This window comes from uncultured Nitratireductor sp. (genome assembly GCF_913053745.1).
In the GTDB taxonomy this organism is placed as follows: domain Bacteria; phylum Pseudomonadota; class Alphaproteobacteria; order Rhizobiales; family Rhizobiaceae; genus Nitratireductor.
In genome coordinates this window covers 1-21,790 of the sequence record NZ_CAJXGF010000075.1, presented here as the reverse complement: position 1 = coordinate 21,790, position 21,790 = coordinate 1, and the positions used below count along the sequence as shown (strand labels likewise).

21 protein-coding genes are annotated in these 21,790 nt (G+C 59.4%); 8 read left to right on the top strand and 13 right to left on the bottom strand.

Annotated features, from left to right (window positions below; genetic code table 11):
* The 6 genes from QZ638_RS13375 to QZ638_RS13350 form a co-directional block, all read right to left on the bottom strand.
* Window positions 1-776, bottom strand: a 776-nt coding sequence (locus QZ638_RS13375; RefSeq protein ID WP_295811258.1) for a glucuronate isomerase, incomplete at its 3' end; no start/stop codon positions are given.
* Complete coding sequence (locus tag QZ638_RS13370; protein ID WP_295811255.1) at window positions 776-2,062, bottom strand: TRAP transporter large permease subunit; 1,287 nt, start codon at window positions 2,060-2,062, stop codon at window positions 776-778. The genes QZ638_RS13370 and QZ638_RS13375, both read right to left, overlap by 1 nt.
* Entirely contained in the window at window positions 2,059-2,574 is a 516-nt protein-coding gene (locus QZ638_RS13365) for a TRAP transporter small permease (protein WP_295811253.1), read from the bottom strand. The genes QZ638_RS13370 and QZ638_RS13365 overlap by 4 nt, the downstream gene beginning before the upstream one ends.
* A 70-nt stretch (window positions 2,575-2,644) precedes the next feature.
* Complete coding sequence (locus QZ638_RS13360; RefSeq protein WP_295811250.1) at window positions 2,645-3,622, bottom strand: C4-dicarboxylate TRAP transporter substrate-binding protein; 978 nt, start codon at window positions 3,620-3,622, stop codon at window positions 2,645-2,647.
* Window positions 3,619-4,851, bottom strand: coding sequence for an AGE family epimerase/isomerase (locus QZ638_RS13355; RefSeq protein ID WP_295811248.1), 1,233 nt, complete (start codon window positions 4,849-4,851; stop codon window positions 3,619-3,621). The genes QZ638_RS13360 and QZ638_RS13355 overlap by 4 nt, the downstream gene beginning before the upstream one ends.
* The gene (locus QZ638_RS13350) at window positions 4,848-5,582 is read right to left on the bottom strand and encodes a GntR family transcriptional regulator (protein ID WP_295811243.1); all 735 of its coding nucleotides are present in this window, start codon (window positions 5,580-5,582) and stop codon (window positions 4,848-4,850) included. The genes QZ638_RS13355 and QZ638_RS13350 overlap by 4 nt, the downstream gene beginning before the upstream one ends.
* 109 nt (window positions 5,583-5,691) lie before the next feature.
* On the opposite strand from QZ638_RS13350, the gene uxuA reads away from it, so the two are divergent.
* On the top strand, window positions 5,692-6,915 hold the full coding sequence (uxuA, locus tag QZ638_RS13345) for a mannonate dehydratase (protein WP_295811242.1): 1,224 nt from the start codon (window positions 5,692-5,694) through the stop codon (window positions 6,913-6,915).
* Entirely contained in the window at window positions 6,912-8,387 is a 1,476-nt protein-coding gene (locus QZ638_RS13340; RefSeq protein WP_295811238.1) for a mannitol dehydrogenase family protein, read from the top strand. The genes uxuA and QZ638_RS13340 overlap by 4 nt, the downstream gene beginning before the upstream one ends.
* Before the next feature lie 177 nt (window positions 8,388-8,564).
* Here the strand turns inward: QZ638_RS13340 and QZ638_RS13335 are convergent, their stop codons facing one another.
* Genes QZ638_RS13335 through QZ638_RS13320 form a run of 4 tightly spaced genes read right to left on the bottom strand, consistent with a single transcriptional unit; the run spans window position 8,565 to window position 12,517 of the window.
* Complete coding sequence (locus tag QZ638_RS13335; protein ID WP_295811235.1) at window positions 8,565-9,971, bottom strand: sulfatase-like hydrolase/transferase; 1,407 nt, start codon at window positions 9,969-9,971, stop codon at window positions 8,565-8,567.
* The gene (locus QZ638_RS13330; protein WP_295811233.1) at window positions 9,968-10,894 is read right to left on the bottom strand and encodes a dihydrodipicolinate synthase family protein; all 927 of its coding nucleotides are present in this window, start codon (window positions 10,892-10,894) and stop codon (window positions 9,968-9,970) included. The genes QZ638_RS13335 and QZ638_RS13330 overlap by 4 nt, the downstream gene beginning before the upstream one ends.
* Complete coding sequence (locus tag QZ638_RS13325) at window positions 10,887-11,597, bottom strand: FCD domain-containing protein (protein ID WP_295811231.1); 711 nt, start codon at window positions 11,595-11,597, stop codon at window positions 10,887-10,889. Before QZ638_RS13325 ends, QZ638_RS13330 begins: the two co-directional genes overlap by 8 nt.
* Window positions 11,598-11,599: 2 nt before the next feature.
* Window positions 11,600-12,517, bottom strand: coding sequence for an N-acetylneuraminate lyase (locus QZ638_RS13320; protein ID WP_295811228.1), 918 nt, complete (start codon window positions 12,515-12,517; stop codon window positions 11,600-11,602).
* A gap of 140 nt (window positions 12,518-12,657) precedes the next feature.
* On the opposite strand from QZ638_RS13320, the gene dctP reads away from it, so the two are divergent.
* The 6 genes from dctP (at window position 12,658) to QZ638_RS13290 (ending at window position 19,183) form a co-directional block, all read left to right on the top strand.
* Window positions 12,658-13,656, top strand: coding sequence for a TRAP transporter substrate-binding protein DctP (gene dctP / locus QZ638_RS13315; protein WP_295811226.1), 999 nt, complete (start codon window positions 12,658-12,660; stop codon window positions 13,654-13,656).
* Between the two features lie 85 nt (window positions 13,657-13,741).
* The gene (locus QZ638_RS13310) at window positions 13,742-14,269 is read left to right on the top strand and encodes a TRAP transporter small permease subunit (RefSeq protein ID WP_295811224.1); all 528 of its coding nucleotides are present in this window, start codon (window positions 13,742-13,744) and stop codon (window positions 14,267-14,269) included.
* Between the two features lies 1 nt (window position 14,270).
* Complete coding sequence (locus tag QZ638_RS13305; protein ID WP_295811222.1) at window positions 14,271-15,560, top strand: TRAP transporter large permease; 1,290 nt, start codon at window positions 14,271-14,273, stop codon at window positions 15,558-15,560.
* Complete coding sequence (locus QZ638_RS13300; protein ID WP_295811220.1) at window positions 15,557-17,026, top strand: sulfatase-like hydrolase/transferase; 1,470 nt, start codon at window positions 15,557-15,559, stop codon at window positions 17,024-17,026. The genes QZ638_RS13305 and QZ638_RS13300 overlap by 4 nt, the downstream gene beginning before the upstream one ends.
* 698 nt (window positions 17,027-17,724) lie before the next feature.
* Window positions 17,725-18,849 (top strand): site-specific integrase, encoded by a 1,125-nt coding sequence (locus tag QZ638_RS13295; protein ID WP_295811217.1) that lies wholly within the window; start codon window positions 17,725-17,727, stop codon window positions 18,847-18,849.
* Window positions 18,850-18,904: 55 nt separating this feature from the next.
* Window positions 18,905-19,183 carry a WGR domain-containing protein gene (locus QZ638_RS13290; protein ID WP_295811214.1) on the top strand — a complete coding sequence of 93 codons (279 nt, stop codon included), beginning with the start codon at window positions 18,905-18,907 and terminating at the stop codon, window positions 19,181-19,183.
* Here QZ638_RS13290 and QZ638_RS13285 read toward each other — a convergent pair whose 3' ends face one another.
* The 3 genes from QZ638_RS13285 to repC form a co-directional block, all read right to left on the bottom strand.
* Complete coding sequence (locus QZ638_RS13285) at window positions 19,184-19,696, bottom strand: RES domain-containing protein (protein WP_295811211.1); 513 nt, start codon at window positions 19,694-19,696, stop codon at window positions 19,184-19,186.
* Window positions 19,689-20,060 carry an antitoxin Xre/MbcA/ParS toxin-binding domain-containing protein gene (locus QZ638_RS13280; RefSeq protein ID WP_295811207.1) on the bottom strand — a complete coding sequence of 124 codons (372 nt, stop codon included), beginning with the start codon at window positions 20,058-20,060 and terminating at the stop codon, window positions 19,689-19,691. Before QZ638_RS13280 ends, QZ638_RS13285 begins: the two co-directional genes overlap by 8 nt.
* 99 nt (window positions 20,061-20,159) lie before the next feature.
* Complete coding sequence (gene repC, locus QZ638_RS13275; RefSeq protein WP_295811205.1) at window positions 20,160-21,536, bottom strand: plasmid replication protein RepC; 1,377 nt, start codon at window positions 21,534-21,536, stop codon at window positions 20,160-20,162.
* Window positions 21,537-21,790: the final 254 nt, after the last annotated feature.

Sequence of the window (21,790 nt, the reverse complement as noted above, 5' to 3'; positions counted from 1 at the left end):
GCCGCCTCGCTTCGCGGAAGGTCGGCCGTTCGTGGTGTCGCATGCCCGTGGTCCGTCGCGGTCGCGCCGAGCTCGCGGAAGATCTTGCGGCGTGCTCTGTGCGCATCGAGATAGCCTTCCCAACTGTCCGTTGCGATGCCCGAAATCCAGGCAAGCTGGTCGAGATTGTCGCGAAAATCCGGCAGGTCGGGATCGGTAACGGAATCTGGGCGATACGTCGGCACGACATGGCCATGCCAGTCCGACCGTCGCAGTTCCTCGTGCCAACGCAGATCGTCAAGCGGGCTGTCCGTCGTTGCGATAACCGCAATGCCGAAGCGTTCGTAAAGCGCGCGCGGCCGGCACGCATCCGTGGAAAGCTGCGACGCAATCGTCTCATATATGTCATCGGCATTTTCCGCCGTCGGCCTTTCGGCGATGCCGAAAACCGTTTCGAGGGAGTGTTCGATCCACATTCGCGACGGTGTCGCTCGGAAGAGATGGAAGTTCGAGGCGAAGGTTCGCCATATTGCGCGTGGATCCGTCTCTCCGTTCTGGCCAATCCCGAGCGCCTCGAAGGGGACGCCTTGGCTGATCAGCATGCGGGTAACGTAATGGTCCGGCGTCACGATCAGGCTTGCCGGGTCCGGAAAAGGCTCGTTCGCCCCCCACCAGCGCGGTTCGGTGTGGCCGTGTGGCGAGACGATCGGCAGCTCTGCCACCGTCTCATAAAGCCGCTGTGCGATGTCCCGCGTCGTGGGATCGGCGGGAAAGAGACGGTCGGGATGAAGAGGCATTACATTAACCAGTCCGGTAGAAACATCACGGTTTGGGGGAAGGTGATCATGATCGAGACCAGAGCCAACACCGCCACCACATAAGGAATAAGCTCGAGCGAATAATCCTTGTAGGAAGAATTGAGGATGCCGCAAACGGTGAACATGGAGACACCGAAGGGCGGCGTCATGCCCCCGAACGTGACGAGAGTCATCATGACCAGCCCGAAATGGACCGGATCGACACCGGCGGCGGTGATGACCGGCACCAGGATCGGCGTCAGCAGCATGACGAGAACGGTCGCTTCCACCAGCATCCCAAGCACCAGAAGCAGGCCGCCGATGGCAAAGAGCAGAACCGTCGGATTGGAAACGGCGACAAGTGCGACTTCGGCAATCGATTGCGGCACGCGTTCGAAAGTGATGACGTAACCGAATGTGCCTGAAAACAGAATGATCACCATGATCATGCCGATGTCGCCGACGCTCTTGATCAATGCATCGAGCAGGCTGGCAAGAGTCATCTCTCTGTGCAAAAGGAAACCGACGACAAGCGCATAGGCAACGGCGAAAGCGCCAGCTTCGGAAGGCGTGAAGAAGCCGAACCGAATGCCGACGAGAAGCCACACGGGAAAGAGCACCGCCCAGATGCTGTGCTTGAATTCTCTTGCCACCTCAACCACCGTCGGCGCGCGGTCATTAACCGGCTCATAGCCGCGACGAATGGCAATGAACCATGTGGTGAACATCAGGATGATGGTCAGAAGGACACCGGGAACGACACCCGCGATGAAGAGCCGGCCGATCGACACTTCGCCGAGATATCCGTAAAGAATGAGGCCAAGGCTCGGCGGAAGAGTTGCGGTGATAAGTCCGCCAATCGAAAGGATCGCTGCGGTGAACCCGCGGCCGTAACCCTGGTTCGTCATCGGCAGGCCCAGAATGCGTGACTGCATGGCGGCGTCGGCAACCGCCGAACCGGAAATACCGCCCATCAGCGCACTCAGTATCAGCGTCGACTGCGCGAGGCCTCCTCGCATCCACCCGGCAACGACTGTTGCCAGTCCGACCAGCCGTTGCGTAATGCCGGCCGTGTTCATCATGTTGCCGAGTAGGATGAAGAGCGGCACCGCGAGAAGCGGAAAGGACTGACTTGAAGCGACGATGCGTTGCACGGCGGTCGCATCCGGCAGGAATACGGACGGGATCAGGAAATAGCTCGCGCCGGCAATGCCGATGGCGAAGGCCACAGGCATACCGAGAATGATAAGCGCGAAAGCGCCGGCGAGAATGAGCGTGGAGATCAAAGAACCGACTCCGGCTTTACAGCAGGCGCTTCATAGACATGCTCGAGCCCGAGAACGAACAGACGGCGGACCAGTGTGATGGCGAAAAGTACGGCGCCCACGGGAAGCGCAAGCGTCACGAGACCGTAGGACAGTCCCGAGGCACCGAGCGTGCGTGCCCAGTTGCTGACGACGAGTTCCCAGCCATGCCAGGCGACGAAGCCAAGGAAAGCGAGAATGAGCAGGACGTTGAAGGCGGCCATGGACTTTCGGAGGCCGGGACTGACAACGTCCGGCAACGCCGATACGCGGATATGCTGACCATGCTTCAGCGTCAGGTCGCCGCCAAGCATGCAGGTCCAGATGAGGAAGAGCTGCGCAAAGGTGGACGCCGAGCCAACCGGAACACCCACGGTGCGCCCGGTCGCGGCGACGAAAACCGTCAGCACCATCGCCACCAGAGCGAGGACGGCAATCGTCAGCTCGATACGGTCGTAGACCTTCCAGAAGAGAGCCATGGAAACGAAATCCATTTCTTTCTGTTGGGAGAGGCGAAACGTGCGAGCCGCGGCGGATTTGCCGCGGCCCGGCACCTGTGCCCAATTAGTTCGATGGCAGGTAGGGCTTCAGAGCCTCGCGAGCTTCCACAAGTCCGACGTCCTCATAGACGCCAACGGTCGCTTCGCGGAAAGGGGCGATGTCGACCTCGTTGAAGACCACACCGGCTTCTTCCATCTCTGCCTTGACCTCTTCCAGCTTGGCCACCGTCATCTTGGTCGCCTCCATACCGGCTGCTTTCAGTTCCTCTTCGATGATCCCGCGAATGTCATCCGGCAGCGACTCCCACCATGCCTGCGAGGTCGCAAGGCCGGTGAAGAGTTGTATATGGTTGGTCAGGGCGATGTTGGTGGCGACTTCCTGCAGCTTGATGCCGTAGGCCCCGGTGAGTTGCGCTTCCGCGCCGTCGATGGCGCCGAGCTGCATTGCCGAGTAAACTTCCGACCATGCCATCGGGACCGCCGTCGCTCCCATGGCGTTGACGGTGGCGATCCAGCTCGGCGCGTCGATAGTGCGCACACGAACACCCTGGAGATCCGCCGGTTCAGCGACCTCGTTCTGGGTGATCATCTGGCGCGTTCCCTGGAACCAGTTGTAGTTCAACAACCGAATGCCGGAGCTTTTGGCAAGTTCATCGACCCATTCCTGATAAACGGGCGATTCCGTAATCTCGGCGTATTGCGTGTAATCGTCGACAAGATAGGGCGCAGCGAGAATACCAAGTTCGGGATAGAAGGGCGCCAGACGTCCCGCATCGACCAGAACGGCAATCGGCGCGCCGTTTCGGATCTGCTCGAGGACGTCATTGTCCTCGCCGAGTTGCGAACTCGGATAGATGGTGACCTCGACCGCACCGTCCGTGCGTTCCTCGATCTTCTCCTTCGCACCCTGCATGGCAATAACCAGCGGATCTTGTGCAACCTGCGAGGTGGACAGGTTGAGCGTGTATTCCTGTGCCGAAGCGGCACCGGCCGCGATGGACAAGGCCGCGCCGAACAGCAGACTTTTCGTGATGGTATTCATGTTTTCTCCTCCTGGTGTGCAAGAATGAGCCGCTCGCCGTGCGGCGAAGAGGCTACCGGCCAAAGACCGGCGCGCGCGCCTTCGGTGACGAAAAGCGCGACGTGGTAGAGCAGTCGGCTTAGGGCTTCCGGCCAGATCACACGCCCTGCCCTGTCGAGACGATTTACCCAATGCAGGCGGCCGCTGTCGGCGGCCGGGAAATAGCGGTCGAAGACGATGTTTGCGATCGCGCACGCCTTGGCGGCGGCGGCCCGATCCGATGTTTGGACGGACAGTGCGGCATAAAATTTCCCGGCTTCCGTGAGCGGCCAGAGAAGATGCGTGTCCTCTATGGGCCGACCATCGCTGTCTACCCCATCGAAAACCGCACCGGCCATTGGGCCTTCAGGGCGCCGGCCATGCCTTTCGGCGAATGCAACCATCCGGCCGGCTGCGGAACGCCACGCGCCATCGCCGGAAAGATCGCAATAGCGATGCAGAAGCCACGCCCATTCATACTGGTGTCCAGGCTCGCGTCGCACGCCATCCCTGCTTTCCAGGGGTTGCAGTTGCGGCCCCACGAATTCCCGCACGGCGCCCGTCGCAGGATCGATCAGCCAATCGCGAGCGATCTGGAGAAGAGGCAGCGCCCGCTCGAGCCAGATGCGCTCACCGGACATTTCATAGGCCTGAAGCAATGCCTCCAGCATGTGCATGTGAGGGTTCTGACTCCGCACGGCGCCTTCTGCGGGCCCCTCCTCCGCCATCCGGTCGTCTTCCCACAGGCCACCGGTACGCGGTTCGACAAGAACTGTCTCGATAAAGGCCCAGAGATCCTCGATCCGCGAGCGTGGAACCGCCTGTGGATCCGCCCGACGAAGCGTCACGAGCGCCAGTAACGCAAAGGACTGATCGTAAGCGCGCCTGAGACGGCAATTCTCGCCCGCGCCCTCGGAAAAGCGATAGCCACCGTCGGTGTCGCGCAGACTGGCATCGAGAAACGCATGCACTTCGCGGGCCGCTCGCAGCAGCGAAGTGTTACCCGTCGCAAGATGCAGATGGGCCAACGTAAACACCGTACGCGACTGGGTCAGCGTGGTCTTGGCGGCGTCCAAAACCGATCGATCCGAGGTGTCCAGGGCTTCGGCGACACCGCCCCGCGGATCGCGCCCATGCTGATACCAGGCAGGCACGAAAACGGTCGCGAAGTCCGCAGCTGCGAGGCGTGCGTTATCGGAAAGTCTCGTCACGAGAACCTCTCCTTCGCATCCTCAATCGCCTCCTGCTGATCGAAGTAGTCGGGCACCGCGCTGATCACGGCCGGAAGGTCATCCAGAATCTGGCGCAGATGCGTCCGCATTGCACTGTCTGCACCCGCGGAATCACCGCCTTCCACGGCGTCCACGATGGCGACGTGCTGCGCGAGGAGCTGGCGGAGAGGCAGTTGTCGCGCGCTCAGGTAGCGCACGCGATCCATCTGGGTCTTGAGCGGCTGGAGAATGTCCCAGCTCGGACCGTGACCGGATGCGCTCGCCATGGCACGATGAAATTCCTCGTCGAGACGCATGAAAGCATGAGAATCGTCGGCTTCCGCCACCTTCGTCTGTTCGCCGATCAGTTCGCGCAACAGCCGCACCAAAGCAGGATCCTTGCGCAGCGCGTGCAGGCGAACGATGTCTGCTTCCACAGCTTCGCGTACGAAACGAGCCGACATCACTGCGGAAACGTTGATTTGCGAAACATAGGTGCCGCGCTGCGGGCGAATCTCGACCAGTGCCTCCTCGGAAAGCTTGATGAAGGCCTCGCGCACGGGCTGCCGGCTCACTTGATAGGCGGCTGCAACATCCACTTCCGAAAGGCGCGTTCCAGGCACGAGCTCGCCCCTCACGATCCGCTCGCGCAATAGCCTGTAGAGCCGCGGGCCGACCGCCTGCGTTCTCTCCCCAGCCTGGATCGAAATGAATTTTGAGCCCTGGCGCACTTGTATTCTCCTCCCGTAAGTGACGTTGCAGCATACTACCATACTAGTCAACAGCAAATTTCGCTGCTATGTCGTTGGACATTGAAGTGGCGCGCATGAGGAGTGAGTGATGCGGCAGACTTGGCGTTGGTTCGGTCCGAAGGATCAGGTGGCGATCGACGACGTCCTACAGGCCGGCGTGGAAGGTGTTGTCTCGGCCCTGCACCATGTGCCGACCGGAACGGTCTGGCAGCCCGACGAGATCGCCAAACGGCAGCGTGAAATCGCGGTCATGCGGGGCGGCTCGCCATCGGGCCTTTCCTGGGAAATCGTGGAAAGCCTGCCTGTCTCGGAGGACATCAAACGTCAAAGTGGCGATTGGCGGTCGCATCTCGATGCCTGGAAGCAATCGCTGCGCCACCTGAAAACAGCCGGCATCGAAACGGTCTGCTACAATTTCATGCCGGTGCTGGACTGGACGCGGACCGACCTGGCCTATCGCTTGCCGAATGGCGCGAAATGCATGCGCTTCGACTTCTTCGATTTCGCTGCCTTCGATCTGTTCATACTCGAACGCCCCGGGTCGCGAGAGGATTTTCCGGATAACGTCGTCGCAGAGGCGGAGCGCCGTTATGCCAAGATGAGCGACGATGCGCGAAGCGCGCTTAGAGACAACATCGTTTGCGGATTGCCCGGTGCGGCCGAAAGCTTCTCGATGGCCGACGTCCGCGACCATCTGGCCCGCTACGCCGCGATCGATGAGGACCGGCTGCGCGACCACATGATTGACTTTTTGGCGGAAGTGACACCTCTCGCCGATGAACTCGACATGCGACTTTGCTGTCATCCGGACGATCCGCCCTTCCCGCTGCTCGGCCTTCCGCGCATCATGTCGACCGAGGAGCACTACCGGAAAGTGATGAATGCGGTGGAGCTGCGCGCCAACGGCATCACACTGTGCACCGGCTCGCTCGATGCACGACCCGGTAACGATCTGCCCGGCATGATCGAGAGGCTCGGTGAGCGCATTCATTTTCTGCACTTGCGCAATACGCGCCGCGAAAGCGGCGACATCCGCGGCAGCTTTCACGAGGCCGAGCATCTCGGCGGTGAAACGGACATGGTCGCGGTGATTGCGGCGGTGCTTCGTGAAGAAAAGCGGCGCAAGTACATTGGCCGCGCCGATATCTCCATTCCCTTTCGTCCCGATCACGGCCATGAGATCCTGGACGATCACATGCGCGGTGCGCAGCCCGGTTATCCGGCGATCGGAAGGCTGAAAGGGCTGGCCGAGTTGCGTGGCATCATCGCGGCACTCAACCATCCGGCGGAAGTGGAAGAGGCAAAACAGTGACGAATGCAACGAGGAGGCTCGGATCGCTTGAAGACGTGACCGGTTCCGTCAGACTGCCACGTTACGATCGATCCGCAATTGGCGTTGGCATTGTCCATATCGGCACCGGCGCTTTCCACCGCGCCCATCAAGCCGTGATGACGGAGGAGGCGATAGAGGCCGACGGTGGCGATTGGCGCATTCGTGGTATCAGTCTGCGCAGCCGCTCTGGCGCGAACGCGTTAAACCCGCAAGACGGCCTGTATACGCTGACCGAACGAAGCGAAGCCGGATCGCAGACACGAGTCATCGGTGCGCTCGCCGACGTCATCGCCGTGGATGCGGCTGCAACGCTGGAAGCGCTTTGCGACCCGGCGATCCGCGTCGTCACACTGACCGTTACGGAAAAAGGGTATGGAATCGATCGACCGGCAGCCGGACCCGACTGGAAGCACCCGGCCGTGGCCGCCGACCGAAACGATCCGGAGCGCCCGACCGGGGTCCTCGGCCTTCTGACGGAGGCGCTTCGCCGCCGCCGATCCTCCGGTGTCGCTCCGTTTACGGTACTCAGTTGCGACAATCTTCCGCACAATGGTGCACTCGTGAGGGGTGGCGTGATCGGTTTCGCGCGCGAGCGCGACCGGGCGCTTGGCGATTTCATCGAAGCGGAGGTCGCATTTCCATCCTGCATGGTCGACCGGATCACACCTGCCCCGACAGAGGCCACGTTTGCCTACGCCGAACAGGCGATCGGCTGCCGCGATCTCGCTGCCATCGAAACCGAACCGTTTATACAGTGGGTGATCGAAGATAATTTCTGCAATGGTCGTCCGCGTTGGGAGGCCGGTGGGGCGCTCTTCGTTTCCGACGTATCGGCTTACGAGCGCATGAAGCTGACCATGCTTAACGGCACCCATTCCGCGCTTGCTTATGCGGGATTTTTATCCGGCCGAAAGTATGTGCGCGATGTGATGGCCGACGACGCTTTGGCCGTACTCGTTGCGAGACACCTTGATGCCGCCATGAGCGTGATGCCAGATCTCGAAGGGATCGATCTCGGGGAGTACGCTGAAGCGCTTCGGGCGCGCTTCCGCAATCCGGCCATCGAACACCAGACCTATCAGATCGCCATGGACGGAACGGAAAAACTGCCGCAGCGCATCTTCGCTCCGGCCATGGCGGCGCTGAACCGCGGCCTGCCGATCGATTCCTTCGGTTTCGCGACGGCTGCATGGATACGCTATACCCTTGGCGAAACCGATAGCGGGGAAAAATACGCACTTCGCGATCCGCGCGAGGAGGAACTCGGGAAGGCCTTGGCGGGATCTCCACGTGAAGCAACCGCACTGTTGCAAGCGTTCCATCGACTCCCAGGCCTGTTTCCAGCGGAACTTGAGCGATCTCCCGAATGGAGACTCGCGGTCGAAAAGCCGCTCACCCATATGTTGAACGACGGCATGGCGGCAGCCCTGAACGCCTTCGTAAAGCGCTAGCAAGCGCTATGACGAAGTTAGAAACCTGAGAGCGGCAGGGCGAGCAGGTTGATTGCCTATCTGTTTGGCGTTCTTGGTCCGGGCGGTCGCTCATCGCCCCCGCCCTCAACGCGCCAGCACAACCCGCGCCAAATACGAAGAGCCGCCCGGCTTGACCATTGTCTGGGTGTCGATCTGTCAACTGTCGTATGATGACTCGATCTCGGCCTTGAACTCCGCCAGATAAGGATCGTCTGTTTCGCGCATGAAATCCTCCAGCATCCTTTGAAGCCTGCCCAGCACATCATCCAGACCAGGGTCGTCGATACCATTCGTCGTTTCGAAAGGATCCGCGTTTAGGTCGAAGAGTTCGTCACGATCACCGCGGTTCCACACATACTTGAAGTTCCGGTGCGTAACCATGCGCCAGGGCACCGCCTGCATCCACTCGCCCAGCGGTTTATGCAGACCGAAAAGCGGCCGATCTTCAAGTATCGTGTCCTCGCCTGCCAGCAATTTGGACAAGTCGATTCCGCGCCATTCGGGTCGACCTGGCAAACCGCAAAGCCCGGCAAGCGTCGGCGCTATATCCAACTGCGTGACCGGTGCACACGAACGTTGACCGCCACGGATGACGGCCGGAAGCCGCATGACAAGTGGCACGCGGATGGATTCCTCGTAAGCCACCATCTTGTGCCAAAGTCCGTGTGCTCCCAGATTTTCCCCATGGTCGGACATAAACAGCACGATCGTATCGTCGAGGATATCCTGCGCTTCGAGTTCCCGCAGCAGGCGCCCCATCTGGTCGTCGATTAAGGTCGTGAACCCCCAGTAGACCGCATAGCTCTTGCGCCAACTGTCGAAATCCTCGCCGTGGTCGAGAAAGAGCTGCCGGTAATAGCTTGTCTTGTTGGCATCCGGCTCGCCCGGCTGTGGTCCGAAATTCGCCGGGCACGTGGCAGCCATCGGATCGTACATGGAGAAGTAAGGCTCCGGGACGACAAAGGGCGGATGCGGGCCATTGAATGAGCATACTTGGAAAAACGGCCTCGACCGATCCCGAGTTTGCAAGTGCCCGATAGCGATATCGGCAATATACGCATCGTTGGTTTTATCGACCGGAAGGTCCTGCTCGAGCGCAAGCGGAGTGGACATGGAGGGTTTGCGGTGCGTCCGAACTCTCGGATCGTTGAAAGTCCAACCGTCCTTCAAACCCTGCGCCAGACACCATTCGGTATAGGCTTTGGTGCTGTCACCGGCATTTCGATCCGTGAACAGATCGATATTATCATGTCCAAGATGCCATTTGCCTGCGTAGTTGACCTCGTATCCGCCTTCGCGGAACGTCTCGAGCAATTGGCACTCTCGAAGCGCGCTGGTCTTGTTATCAAGCATCTGGTTTTCGTGCGGATAGAGTCCAGTAAAAGTAGCCGCACGCGCCGGCAGACAGAGCGGACAAGGTGTCATAGCCCTGTCGAAGCTGATTCCCTCTGCCGCGAGGCGATCCATACTGGGTGTGCGGCAGGGAGTTTGCCCCCGCCAACCCATTGTGTCTGGTCGCTGTTGATCGGAAATGATGAACAGAACATTGGGACGATCGATCACAGTGAGCGGCCTTTGCGGGAAAACTCGGGAATATGTCGCTCGACGGCCGAAACTATACCGGCGACGAGTCCATCGCTCACGCTTGTATATGGCCAGAGAAGCCTTGGGGACGATCGTGCCCAACCGCCCGCCGCAGCCATCGCCTTGTCGCAGGCGAAACCCGGAAAACCAGCGCTGATAATCGGAGCGATGGCCTCGTTCATGAACGCCGCAATCCGTTGCTCAAGCGCGACGGCGGCATCTGGGTCTCTTTCCACTTGACGTGCCCATTGTACGGCAGCGAAAGGATTGAGACATGTCATGTTTGAATAGGATCCATGTGCGCCGGCAATCACGCCGCTCGCATACCGGTGACCCGGTATGAACACCGACAAGCGTTCCAGGACCGATGCCATTTCCTGATACCAGGTGCCGTCTCCGCCTCCGCACTTCACTCCGACAACCGCAGGCACGGCTGCGGTGACATATTCAAGTTGAGCTGGTGACAACACCGTCTTTGCATGCGGCGGGTTGTACAGGACAAGCGGGACACCTTCGGAAACTTCGGCGCAACCTTGAAGAAAGCGGATGGCCGTAGCGGTATCGATCGCAGTCCAATCAGGCAGGATCACCTGGATGGCTTGGGGTCGATACGAAGCGGCGAAACGGACACGTTCGAGGCTCGCTTGTGGCAGGGGATGGGACGCGCCAATCTGAAAGCGTAATCCGGCCGCACGCGCGCAAATTGCGGTCCGATGTGAAATGAGTTCGAATTGGGCGTCGGTCTGGCAATGAAACTCGCTTGCGGTTCCATTGCTATAGATTCCGTCGACGCCGGCCTCAGCCAGAATGGAAATTTGCCGGTCGATGAAATCGGCGTCCACTTGCCCGTCATCCGCGACATCGAGCAGGATTGTCGCCCAAACGCCTTCGATCTCATGCATGTGTCGCGGGTTCTCCGGCAACGGCGTCCCGGCGCGTCATCAGGTGATGGCGCAGGGCGTCGGCGGCTTCGAGCGGTTCGCCATTGCGCACTGCGCTCACAATACCGGCGTGCTGACTGATGACACGTTCGTGGATTTGATCCAGCCTGGGACCACTTTCGGGATTGAACAGCCCCCATTCGATCAGAGCGCCGTGAAATGCATTGGCCACCGAATTGCCCGATACGGCCATCAGGCATCGGTGAAACGCACGGTCGGCATCGCGGAACGCTTCCGCTTCCCCCCTGCTGGCCTTGCATGCGCCAAGCGCCTCTTCAAGTGAGGCGATGTCATCGGGATCCTGCTGTCTGGCGGCCTCCATGGCTGCCGCCGTTTCCAAAATGATGCGCAGATCGTAGAATTCAGCACGATGCGTCTCGTCCGAAAGCATGGCGGCAACCATATCGCCAATCGCGTCCATCGCATCCTCGGGCGTCGGCGAAATCACCACCGGAGCCACACCGCGCTTGAGGCGGACGAAACCCTTGCGTTCGAGCATCAGCAAGGCTTCCTTCACCGAAGGGCGTCCAACGTCAAACATCTCCATCAGCATCCGCTCCGAGGGCAGTTTCGAGCCGGCAGGAAACTCTCCAGATCGGATCGATGAAAGTATCGATTCCTGAATCTGTTCGCTGAGCCGCACGCGATCGAGGCTCGTATCCATCGCTATTCTCCGTCAGTTGATCTCGCGACCGAGATATCCTGCAGATCCAGATACTTGTCCACTGCCTGTTCAAGGCTGGCCTTGGCCCCGGAACTGAGCGGCAGGAAGGGGGGACGGCAATCGCCCATCTCGAGTCCCTGTAGCCCAAGCACGAACTTCAACGAGGGCAGAACGCCATGATGGGTGATGACATCGATGAAGCCGTTCATCGCGGCCTGAATGCGTCGCGCCTCCTCGACATCACCCTCCGCGAACGATGCGGCCAATTTCAGAACCTTGTCGGCTTGAACGTTATAGGTCGAACCGATCCCGCCATCCGTTCCAAGGCTCATCCCAGCGAGAAGCGTCTCGTCGAAACCGTTGAGAATAACGCGATCAGGGCTCAGGCGCCGGAGTTGCTCCAACGCGTAATGATCGCCGCAGGTATTCTTGATTCCCACGATCCCCGGCAGTTCAAGAAGTTCGGCGAGTTGGACCGAAGACAAGCGAACGCCTGTCAGCGCCGGGAAATTGTAGATCACGAACGGAAGCGCCGTAGCCTGTGCCAATTCGGCGTAATGTGCCTTCAGCTCGGCGAAGCTGTAACCGTAATAGAAGGGTGGAACTGCCGATACGGCATCGTAGCCGAGGTTTTGTGCCTGCTTGGCCAATTGCAGCGAAACGGCAGGATTGAGATCGCCGATATGGGCGATCAAAACACACGCCCGTCCTGCGGCTTCGGAGGCGACGGCCATTAAACGTATCCGCTCCTCAACGCACATCAGAAAGGCTTCGCCTGTACTTCCACCGACGTAAAGCCCAGTGAGGCCCGCATCGACATTGCGCCGCACAAGGCGCGCCAGAACGTCGTCGCGAATGGCCGACCCATCGGGGGAGAAGGGTGTCAGAAGGGCGGCATAATAGCCCGAAAAATCGGTCATTCAGTTCATGTCCTGTTGCTTGAGACGGCTTTGCGGTTCACCAAAAGTGGCATGCTATGTTGACAGGATGCTATGATGCTATGTAGCGTTCGTCAATGCCACGCTGCGGTATCGCCGCAACATCCAAGGGAGGAAATGGAATGGAACGCTTGGCAATAAGACTGGCGGCGTCTGCGCTGCTCTTGGCGTTGGCCGGTGCCGCCAACGCCCAAACGCTGAAGTTTTCGACGGTCGGATCACCCAGCGATCCCGACACGGTCGCGATGAAGGATTGGGAGGCCTACATCGAAGAGAATTCAGATCTTGAAGTCGACGTCTTCGACAGCGCTTCCCTGGTCGAACAGGGAAAGCAGGCACAAGCATTGGCACGCGGCACCATCGACGCCGCCTACATGTCACCGACATGGATTGCGGAGAAAATCCCGGCCTGGGACATCCTGGCCACGCCTTACCTGCTGACGGGCCCCGACCATATCTGCGCTTTCCAGCAGAGCGACCTCTGGCCCGAGATGGTGGATGAGGTGGATGAGGCGATGGGAATTGTCCTGCTGGAAGCCGCATATCAAGGCACCCGCACGCTCAATCTGCGAGAGCAGAAGGATGTTAAGACGCCAGCGGACCTGTCGGGGATGACACTTCGCGTGGTCCCGTCTCCGGCAAACATCCTGATGGGCGAAGCACTGGGTGCCAGCCCCACGCCGATACCGTTCAAGGAGCTTTATCTGGCGCTCCAGACGGGCACGGTTGATGCCCAAGAAAACCCGCTCACACTCATCTACTCCAACAAGTTTCATGAGGTAACCGAGCAAATCGTCAATACCAATCACAAGGTGCTGATACAGATGCCCGCTTTCTCCAAGCGCAACTGGGAAAAACTGTCGGAGGACCAGAAACAGGTGGTTCGTGATGGCGCGCGCCGGGCAGCGGACAACTATTCGAAGAACGTTGCGATGCAGGAGGCGTCTCTACGGAAAACGATGGAGGAAGAAGGCATCGTCTTTACCGATCCCGATATCGACGCCTTCCGTGCAGCGATGCTTGAGAGCTTCAAAGGCAGCGATCTCGCAAAGGGCTGGAAGCCTGGCATGTTCGACACAATCGCCGGGATGGACATCCCGGCCGAGTGCAACATGGACTGAGCATCCTCTCCACTGCCACTTCTGAACGGCAACCATGGGCGTTTCGGATCGAACCGATCCGAAACGCCTCCAAGGAGCAAATGCAATGGCGGTTGATGAGAATGCTGTAAACTCTCGCGGTCACCCGTCGCGCAAACACGGGCTGACAAAAAGACTTCGCCAGGCTGCCGAGATTCTGTCGGTGGTACTCTTCGCGGCGCTTTTCTTGAATTACGTTGCTCAAGTCTTCACGCGTTATGTGCTGCGCGACCCACTGGTCTGGACACTGGAGGTCGCCGGTATCCTGTTCGTGGTGCTGAGCCTCTGGACATCGGCGACACAGATGGGTTTTCGCGATCACGTCAGGCTCGATCTCATCTACGAACTGTTTCCCGCCGCCGCAAAGCGCGTAATCCTTACCGTCTCGCTCGGCATGTTCCTTATCTTCACGCTCTGGTCCATCCCCGACACCGTACGGGTGCTCGAATGGATGTACGAGGAACGGACCTTTGCCCTACGTTTTAACCTTGGCCACCTGTTTGTGCTGATGATCTTTTTCCTGGTCGCCTATGCGGCACGAGCGGCATGGACGATCCTCCGCCTTTGGCGCTCCGGCTGGCGAGACGAGGTCTGACATGCTTTCCAATCCTGTCTTCTGGACCGCGGGCTATTTCGTTTTCCAGATGGTGGTAGGCTTGCCGATCGGCTTCGTCCTGATCTCCACTGTGCTCGTCTATTCGCTCGCCGCCGGCATCGATATGAGCCTGATGGCCGAGCGGGTGATTTTCGCATCGCTGGAAAACACGATCGTCATTGCCATTCCTCTTTTCATCTTCACCGCCAAGGTTATGGATTACGGCGGCATATCGGACCGGCTCCTGAAATTCTGCATGGCGCTGGTGGGTCACCGGCCCGGCGGTCTGGCTCAGGTTAATGTCGTCTCGTCGGTGATATTTTCGGGTATGAGCGGCGATGCCACGTCCGATATTTCTGGCATCGGGCAAGTCCTGATTCGAATGATGCGCAACAACGACCGGTACCCGCCCGCATATGCGGCCGCCGTAACGGTGGCGTCCTCCTGCATTGGTCCCATCATCCCGCCTTCGATCCCGATGTTGGTCTACGCCTTTTTCTCTTCGGTTTCCGTCGGCGCACTGTTTCTGGGCGGCGTCCTTCCAGGGCTTCTGATGGGCGGTACAATGATGATTCTGGTGGCTTGGCAGGCGCGCCGCCGCGGTTTCCCTACAGAACCTCGCGTGGTGGGGCGCGACCTTCTCATCGCCACCATCCGGGCGACGGGTCCGCTCCTGATGCCGGTCATCCTGCTCGGAGGTATATATTCTGGCGCGTTCACGCCGACGGAGGCAGCGGCGGCGGCCGGCGCCTACGCCATTCTGCTTTCAATCTTCCTTTATCGTGCTTCCTCCTGGGCTGCTCTCTACGAAGCGCTCCTGGAAAGCGCGAAACAGTCGGGAATGGTCTTTCTTTTGATCGGTGGCGGACTTGCCCTCAATTACGTCTTTACCGTGGAAAAGGTGACGGTCGCCATTACCGACCTCATCCTTGCACTTGAATTGAGCCGGTTGCAGCTTCTCCTGGTCATCAATCTGGCCTTCATCCTGATGGGATTGTTCCTAACCAAAGCCCCGATGATGTATGTAGTGATCCCGGCACTTCTTCCAGCTCTTCAGGCGGCGGGTGTCGACCTCCTCCATTTCGGGGTCATGATCATCCTGAATATGATGATCTCCATGATCACCCCGCCCATGGGTATACTGGTCTTCATTGCTGGCGGGCTCGCCCGTATTCCGATCGGCGACATTTTCCGTGAAAGCGTTCCGTTTATGATTGCCCTGTTCGGGGTGCTCTTCCTGATCACCGTCTTTCCCGGCATCGTCACTTGGCTTCCAGGTCTCTACCAATGATTAAAAACGTTCTTCTCATCGGCGTCGACCAAATGCGGTTTGATATAGCAGGACCGAAGAAAACCGCTCCCGCTCTCACGCCAAATCTGGATCGTCTCTATCGTGAATCCATCTGCTTCGAACGTGCCTACGCTTCCTGTCCGCTCTGCTCGCCGGCACGTGCCTCTATGTTTACGGGCGACTATGCCTTCAGGCACGGCATGGGCACGAACTGCGATATGTATCACAGTCTGGCAAGCGAACTGCCGATGCCGGAGCGCTTGTTGCACCACAAGCTCGCCGCCGCAGGCTACCGTTGCGGCTTCGTCGGGAAATGGCATGTAGGCACAACCCTGGGACCGGGCAGCTTCGGGTTTGAAGGAATGGATCTCTCCGGTTACGGCAATGTGACCTTGTCTGACGGTTTCCTATCCTATCTCCGGAAGAACGGACTCGACTACAAGATTGAACCGACCCTGTTCTTCAATCCCGAGCGGCAGACCATGGCGGCCGGGCGCTGGCGTGGATCCGTCGCCTCGACGCCTTCCCACTATCTGACGAACTACACGATCGAACTACTCGAAGAATTCGCAAGGTCGGACACGCCGTTCTTCGCAACCTTGCAATACTGGGATCCGCATGCCCCGCATCTTGTAGCCGACGAATTCTATGGCCTAACCGATCGTCAAAAACTCCGCCCGTGGCAAAATTTCGTCGACGATCTTTCGGGCAAGCCTCGGCGCGTCATGCGCGAGCGCGATGACTTTTATCGCCTCCACCCACGATCGGATGCGGAAATCGTAGAGTATATTGGACTTTACTGCGATCACATGGCCATGTTGGACGCCGAGATCGGCCGCCTGCTGGAATGGCTGGATCAAACGGGACTTGCCAGCTCCACGCTTGTCATCTTCACGTCGGATCACGGTGACATGACGGGCGCCCATGGCGGCCTGATCGACAAGGGACTTCTCTACGAGGAAGCCATTCGCATTCCCCTCCTTTTCCGGCATCCTGATCTTCCCGCCGGGTCGAGAGATGCCCTCGCCTCGAACATGGACATCATGACCACGGTGCTCTCGCTTCTGGACATCCCCTACGAAGAGCGACACGGCATGGATCTCAGCCGCATTCTTGGAGGAGAAGACGAGGCGGGCAGAGACCATCTCCTCGTCGAATATCACGGCCTGCGCTTTCTTTACTCTCAGCGCGCGCTGATCGGAAACGACGGCTGGAAACTGATATTCACGCCCGGGGACTACGACGAGCTCTATAACCTTCTCGACGATCCACATGAGATGTCGAACAAGGCGACGGATGCCTCGGCTTCGAAGCAATTGAACACCATGCGCGCGCGACTGATCGACGAAACGGCTCGGCTCGGCGACCCATTGCGCGACTGCGTGGCGAAATTCAATGGCCAATGGCGAACGGGATCCGGTCAGTTTGACGCCACATCGGCATACATGCGTTCATCGGACGAGTGAAGTCCTGGGTGCTTTCACTTTGTCGGATAGAGCATACAAGACGCTCGGCGTCTCTTGATCAGCAAAAACGATCACGATGTCCTCCGGCGCGCTGAAACCTGCTTCGATCAAGAGTTGCCGATTTTATTGCCGCCAAACAATATGACCAGCCGGTCTGCGACAAGCGCGTGTTTCCGGCTGCTCTCTATCTCCACTGTGCATTTCTTCCGTAGTTCCATTCCCCGGCTTTACTCCCGATGCAGTCGTCCAGAACGAACCGGCCCTGATCGAGACTATGCCATTCCGAGACGCCCAGCTCGCCCCGATCGTGCCTTAACGTCTGAAATCGAGCGAGATGCCGGTAACCTCACAAAGCCTCGAAAACGCCAGCCGCGCCCATCCCGCCCAAATGCACATCGTCACGACGACATGCTTCGCGCGGCCCCGATCGCCTGCCGATGGTGCGTACGGGCAGGTCTAAAACCGCGATACCGTAGACGAGTTGGGCGGCCTTTTCATATCAAGGCGCCATCGCCGCGCGGCGCTTTACAGAGCTATATCCATCAAAAAGCGCCGCACCTGTCTTATCATAAAAACGAACGATAATCTTGCATTATCGCTCGTTTTGTGTGACGCATGCCGAGTGGTCCTTCTCATCGACGAGAATCCCGAAACGCGCGTCTACGGATACTCGGCTCGACCAAAGAAAGCGTTTACGCATGTCGAAATCGCCGCGTTCCGAGCTTGCCAAACCTTCCCCGCTGGACACAACAGATGACCTGCCAGACATCGTCGAACTGGTCATGCAAATGGACGACCAGGAGAAACATCAGGACGAGCCTCCCTGCCCTCCGGTCCCCGCACAGGACCGTTTACCCGGTCATCTTGGCGACCTCGCCGACACGGCACGGAGCTATGTCGAGGCTTCCAGTTCCGCGAACACACGACGCGCTTACGCTTCCGACTGGAAGCATTATACCGGCTGGTGCCGGCGACAGGGGTTCGCGCACATGCCGCCCGACCCACAAACGGTGGGGCTCTACATCACCGCGCTGGCGTCGGCCGGCAAAAAATCCGTGTCGACGATCGAGCGCCGCCTTTCTTCGCTGAGTTGGAACTATGCGCAACGTGGACAGCCGCTCGACAGGAAAGATCGTCATATCGCCACGGTCATGGCCGGTATCCGCAACAAGCATGCTTCCCCTCCCCGGCAAAAGGAAGCGATCCTGCCGGAAGATCTGATCGCCATGCTCGAGACCCTTGATCGCGGCACCCTGCGCGGCCTGCGCGACCGGGCCATGCTGCTCCTCGGTTTTGCCGGCGGTCTGCGACGTTCCGAGATCGTCGGCCTGGATTTCGGCCGCGACCAGACCGAGGACGGCCGCGGCTGGATCGAGATTCTGGATAAGGGTCTGCTCGTTACGCTGCGTGGCAAGACGGGTTGGCGCGACGTTGAGGTCGGCCGAGGATCCTCCGATGCCACTTGCCCGGTACTCGCGCTGGAAACCTGGCTCAAATTCGCCCGCATTGGCCATGGCCCATTGTTCCGTCGTGTCACCGGACAGGGCAAGCAAGTTGGCGCCGAGCGGCTCAACGCGCAGGAAGTGGCGCGATTGGTCAAGCGCACCGCCTTGGCCGCGGGCGTGCGTGGCGACCTTTCCGAGGGTGAACGGGAACGAAAATTTGCCGGGCATTCACTTCGCGCAGGGCTTGCCTCCTCTGCAGAAGTCGATGAACGTTTCGTGCAAAGACAGCTTGGTCATACCAGTGCAGAAATGACCCGCCTCTATCAGCGCCGCCGTGATCGCTTTCGCGTCAATCTCACCAAGGCCAGCGGTCTTTGATCGATCAGTGGCATGAATCGGTCGCGGCTGATCGATTCATGAAATGCGTTGGACGATGCCTGGCATTCCGGGCCACGGTCGTCCCATGGTTTCCAATCCGCAATCCTGCTGTCTGAGGCGTGTCGACCCAACCCGCAACATGGCGCGCTATTACACGCTTTCTGTAGAGCCCACTTTGTTCGGCGATGCGGCCCTCGTACGCCAGTGGGGGCGCATCGGCACACGCGGGCAGTTCAAGATCAACCTTTACGATACGACGAACGCCGCCGAACTCGCGCTCCAGCGGTTGCGGAAGCGCAAGGAGCGCCGCGGTTACCGGTCGCAGCCGCGCTGATCACAGCCAGGATGCGGGATCCTTCGGCAATCTGTGCTCGGGATCGGTCACGGAAAGCTCCGGCATCCCTTCGCCGTTCCAGCGCCACAAGGCAACGCAGCTGCCGCCAGGCGACATGTAAGAGGGAAAGATAATCCCGTGAAAACCTTGCCCCATAAGGGTTTCACGCAGTCGATGCGTTTCGGGGACGCGGCCGGCATCCATCTCGGCCCGCCATTCGCATTCATGAATGTCCGGCGAAACGCCATGGGCGTGCATCACGCGCTCGTCTGCCAGGTCGACCAGCCGCGCATCGGTGAGCGTCAGTTGCGCAATAAGCGCCGGATGCTGAACAAATCCCTGATTATACTCGGCCCAGGCCGTGGATAGCTCCCGCGCCGCATAGATCGTTTCCGCTCCAAGAGGATTCCAGCGACCGCCGAAACGCGATGCTCCCGCGCCTGAAAGCGGCGCATGAGCCCAGCGCGGCACATAGGCCCGCCAAAGGATCTCGGTATGCAATGTCTCAGGCATAAACGCCGGCACGCACCGCTTCGAGATAGGAGAGAACCTTCTCTGCCTTCCCCTCCCCCACAAGGTCGTAGGCGGTTTTCCCCGCCCATCCCGGTATTGGCTGATGCTTGAACCAGATCACCGCCCGGTGCTCGTTACCCGCCATTTCGGTCGCCATCGCCAGAATGCGCACGACAGGGCTCAAGGCCTGGTCCACCTTACGCTGGCCGGATTTAGCCGTTAGCGTGTTGCGGGCAACGCCAATGAGACGCGCAAGCTCAACCATGGTAACGCCAAGCAGCTCCGAAACGCGTCTCGCGGAGAGAAATGGCGCACGTTCGTCGGCAAAATGCGCTGCCGCGAAATCGAGTTCTGCTGCTGTCATCGCCCAAAACCTCCAAGTTTCGATACCAGATTGAACACACATTGATCAACCAGATAGAAATCTATGCGCAAAATATGTTCTCTTCAAGGAAAGAAACTCCTAACTTCGGGCGGAAACACCCTTCTGGCGGGCCGAGATCAGCGCATTCAACATGGGTTTGACTGAGAACGCACCGCCATTTGCTCGTTCTGTGAGACGCCTGAGGTAACCGCCAGGCGAACGAATAGCTTCAGCGCGTTCGAGCATGGCTGCGATGGTGATGGCTGCGTTGATTTCCCCCATCTCGGCACGCGCCTGCGCCCATGCGTCGGGTGAAACGCCCAGCATCGAGCGCACGGTTTCGGCCGCTTTCATCAGATCGCGCCAGTCGGAGAGCCCGCCGGGCGCGTAATCGCGCATTTGCGGACAGGCCGAGGTAACGGTTTCCAGCCCGACGACCGGCATTCGCGCGTCTTTTTCTCTCTCCCGGTCCCGTTTTTGTCCAGCATTGCGGTCGTTGATGCTTCTCTTACCCGCCTCCCGGTTCTTTCCAACCGCCGATTTCGTTTCAAGATCGGTCGGTAGCGCTTCCGCTTCAATGGTCTCGATGTTGTGTTCAAAATTGGAGTCTGGGTTTGAATTATGAATATGGCGCTCAGTTTGAGACTCATTGGCGCTCATTTTTATATCTTCATTTACCATGAATGCTGCGTCATGGGCATCCAGGGCATCTTCGTCCAGCCCATCCAGATAAGCTTTTTCGACATCGTTTCGCAGCGTCACAAGCGCATCGCGCCGGGCTTTAAGCGTCTCCCAATCGGTGTTGCGCCCGAGACGGCCGGAAAGCGCTGCCAGGCGCTCTGCATAAGTCGTGAAACGGCGTGCCCTGCCCTCGCCCGCTGCCGCTTCGACAATGGCCGCGATATCCCGCAAATGAATCGTCACCTCACTTCTTAGCGCCCTCAGCGCCCGCGCCAGCCGACGTGCGTCAGCCGCATGGGTCTCGATTTCGGCCGCACGCATGACCAGAGGCGCCAAATCGAAGCCGAAAGCCTCTTCGATGCGCCCTTCCTCACCCCGGCGGGCATAGCGCTTCCCATTGGCGCTGTCGCGCCGCAGGATCAGTCCCGCCTTCACCAAAGCCGCCAGGTGCCGGCGCAGCGTTGCTGGCGCCATGCCCCGCGCACGGATCGAAAGCTCCGCATTCGATGGGAACACGACCAGCTCACCACTCGGATCGAGCAAGCGTTCGCTGCTGAAACTTGCCAGCGCCTCGAGCACGACGATCGTCCTGTCGGAAAGCCCGAGCGCCAGCCGCGCTTCAGTCACGGCACGCAGCAATTGCCATTTGTCTACCGCGTTTTCGGCTGAGGCCACGGGCTTGTCAGACCCCGCATCGAGCGCTTTTCGTGCGCGGCGCACCTGCTCGTTCACCATGAACTGGGCGCGCGCCAACCCTTTCCCGCCGAATGGCGAGATTGCAAATCTGTCCGTCATTGTCTTACCTCGGTTCAGGCAAGAAAAAGACGCTCACCGGAACGCACCGATGCTTGACATTGAACCTTGGAAGTGATTCTTTCAGATTGCTACATCGAAAGGGGCTTCCGGAATGGCAACGTTCTGGGGGCCTTTTTTCTTGCGCGTTTTCCTCTCTTTTCCCTTTTCTGTCCTCGTCTGGCCGGCCCTTCGGCCGGCAGCGTTCACCGCACGCATGATGGGCGGCGGCTATGTCTCGCCCCCCCGCTCCTTTT

What these genes read in the sequence shown, in the direction of transcription:
- QZ638_RS13365 (WP_295811253.1), bottom strand. Translation starts at nt 2,574, where the DNA reads ATGGATTTCGTTTCCATGGCTCTCTTCTGGAAGGTCTACGACCGTATC.
- QZ638_RS13360 (WP_295811250.1), bottom strand. Translation starts at nt 3,622, where the DNA reads ATGAATACCATCACGAAAAGTCTGCTGTTCGGCGCGGCCTTGTCCATC.
- uxuA (WP_295811242.1), top strand. Translation starts at nt 5,692, where the DNA reads ATGCGGCAGACTTGGCGTTGGTTCGGTCCGAAGGATCAGGTGGCGATC.
- QZ638_RS13330 (WP_295811233.1), bottom strand. Translation starts at nt 10,894, where the DNA reads ATGCATGAGATCGAAGGCGTTTGGGCGACAATCCTGCTCGATGTCGCG.
- QZ638_RS13325 (WP_295811231.1), bottom strand. Translation starts at nt 11,597, where the DNA reads ATGGATACGAGCCTCGATCGCGTGCGGCTCAGCGAACAGATTCAGGAA.
- QZ638_RS13320 (WP_295811228.1), bottom strand. Translation starts at nt 12,517, where the DNA reads ATGACCGATTTTTCGGGCTATTATGCCGCCCTTCTGACACCCTTCTCC.
- dctP (WP_295811226.1), top strand. Translation starts at nt 12,658, where the DNA reads ATGGAACGCTTGGCAATAAGACTGGCGGCGTCTGCGCTGCTCTTGGCG.
- QZ638_RS13310 (WP_295811224.1), top strand. Translation starts at nt 13,742, where the DNA reads ATGGCGGTTGATGAGAATGCTGTAAACTCTCGCGGTCACCCGTCGCGC.
- QZ638_RS13305 (WP_295811222.1), top strand. Translation starts at nt 14,271, where the DNA reads ATGCTTTCCAATCCTGTCTTCTGGACCGCGGGCTATTTCGTTTTCCAG.
- QZ638_RS13300 (WP_295811220.1), top strand. Translation starts at nt 15,557, where the DNA reads ATGATTAAAAACGTTCTTCTCATCGGCGTCGACCAAATGCGGTTTGAT.
- QZ638_RS13295 (WP_295811217.1), top strand. Translation starts at nt 17,725, where the DNA reads ATGTCGAAATCGCCGCGTTCCGAGCTTGCCAAACCTTCCCCGCTGGAC.
- QZ638_RS13290 (WP_295811214.1), top strand. Translation starts at nt 18,905, where the DNA reads ATGCCTGGCATTCCGGGCCACGGTCGTCCCATGGTTTCCAATCCGCAA.
- QZ638_RS13285 (WP_295811211.1), bottom strand. Translation starts at nt 19,696, where the DNA reads ATGCCTGAGACATTGCATACCGAGATCCTTTGGCGGGCCTATGTGCCG.
- QZ638_RS13280 (WP_295811207.1), bottom strand. Translation starts at nt 20,060, where the DNA reads ATGACAGCAGCAGAACTCGATTTCGCGGCAGCGCATTTTGCCGACGAA.
- repC (WP_295811205.1), bottom strand. Translation starts at nt 21,536, where the DNA reads ATGACGGACAGATTTGCAATCTCGCCATTCGGCGGGAAAGGGTTGGCG.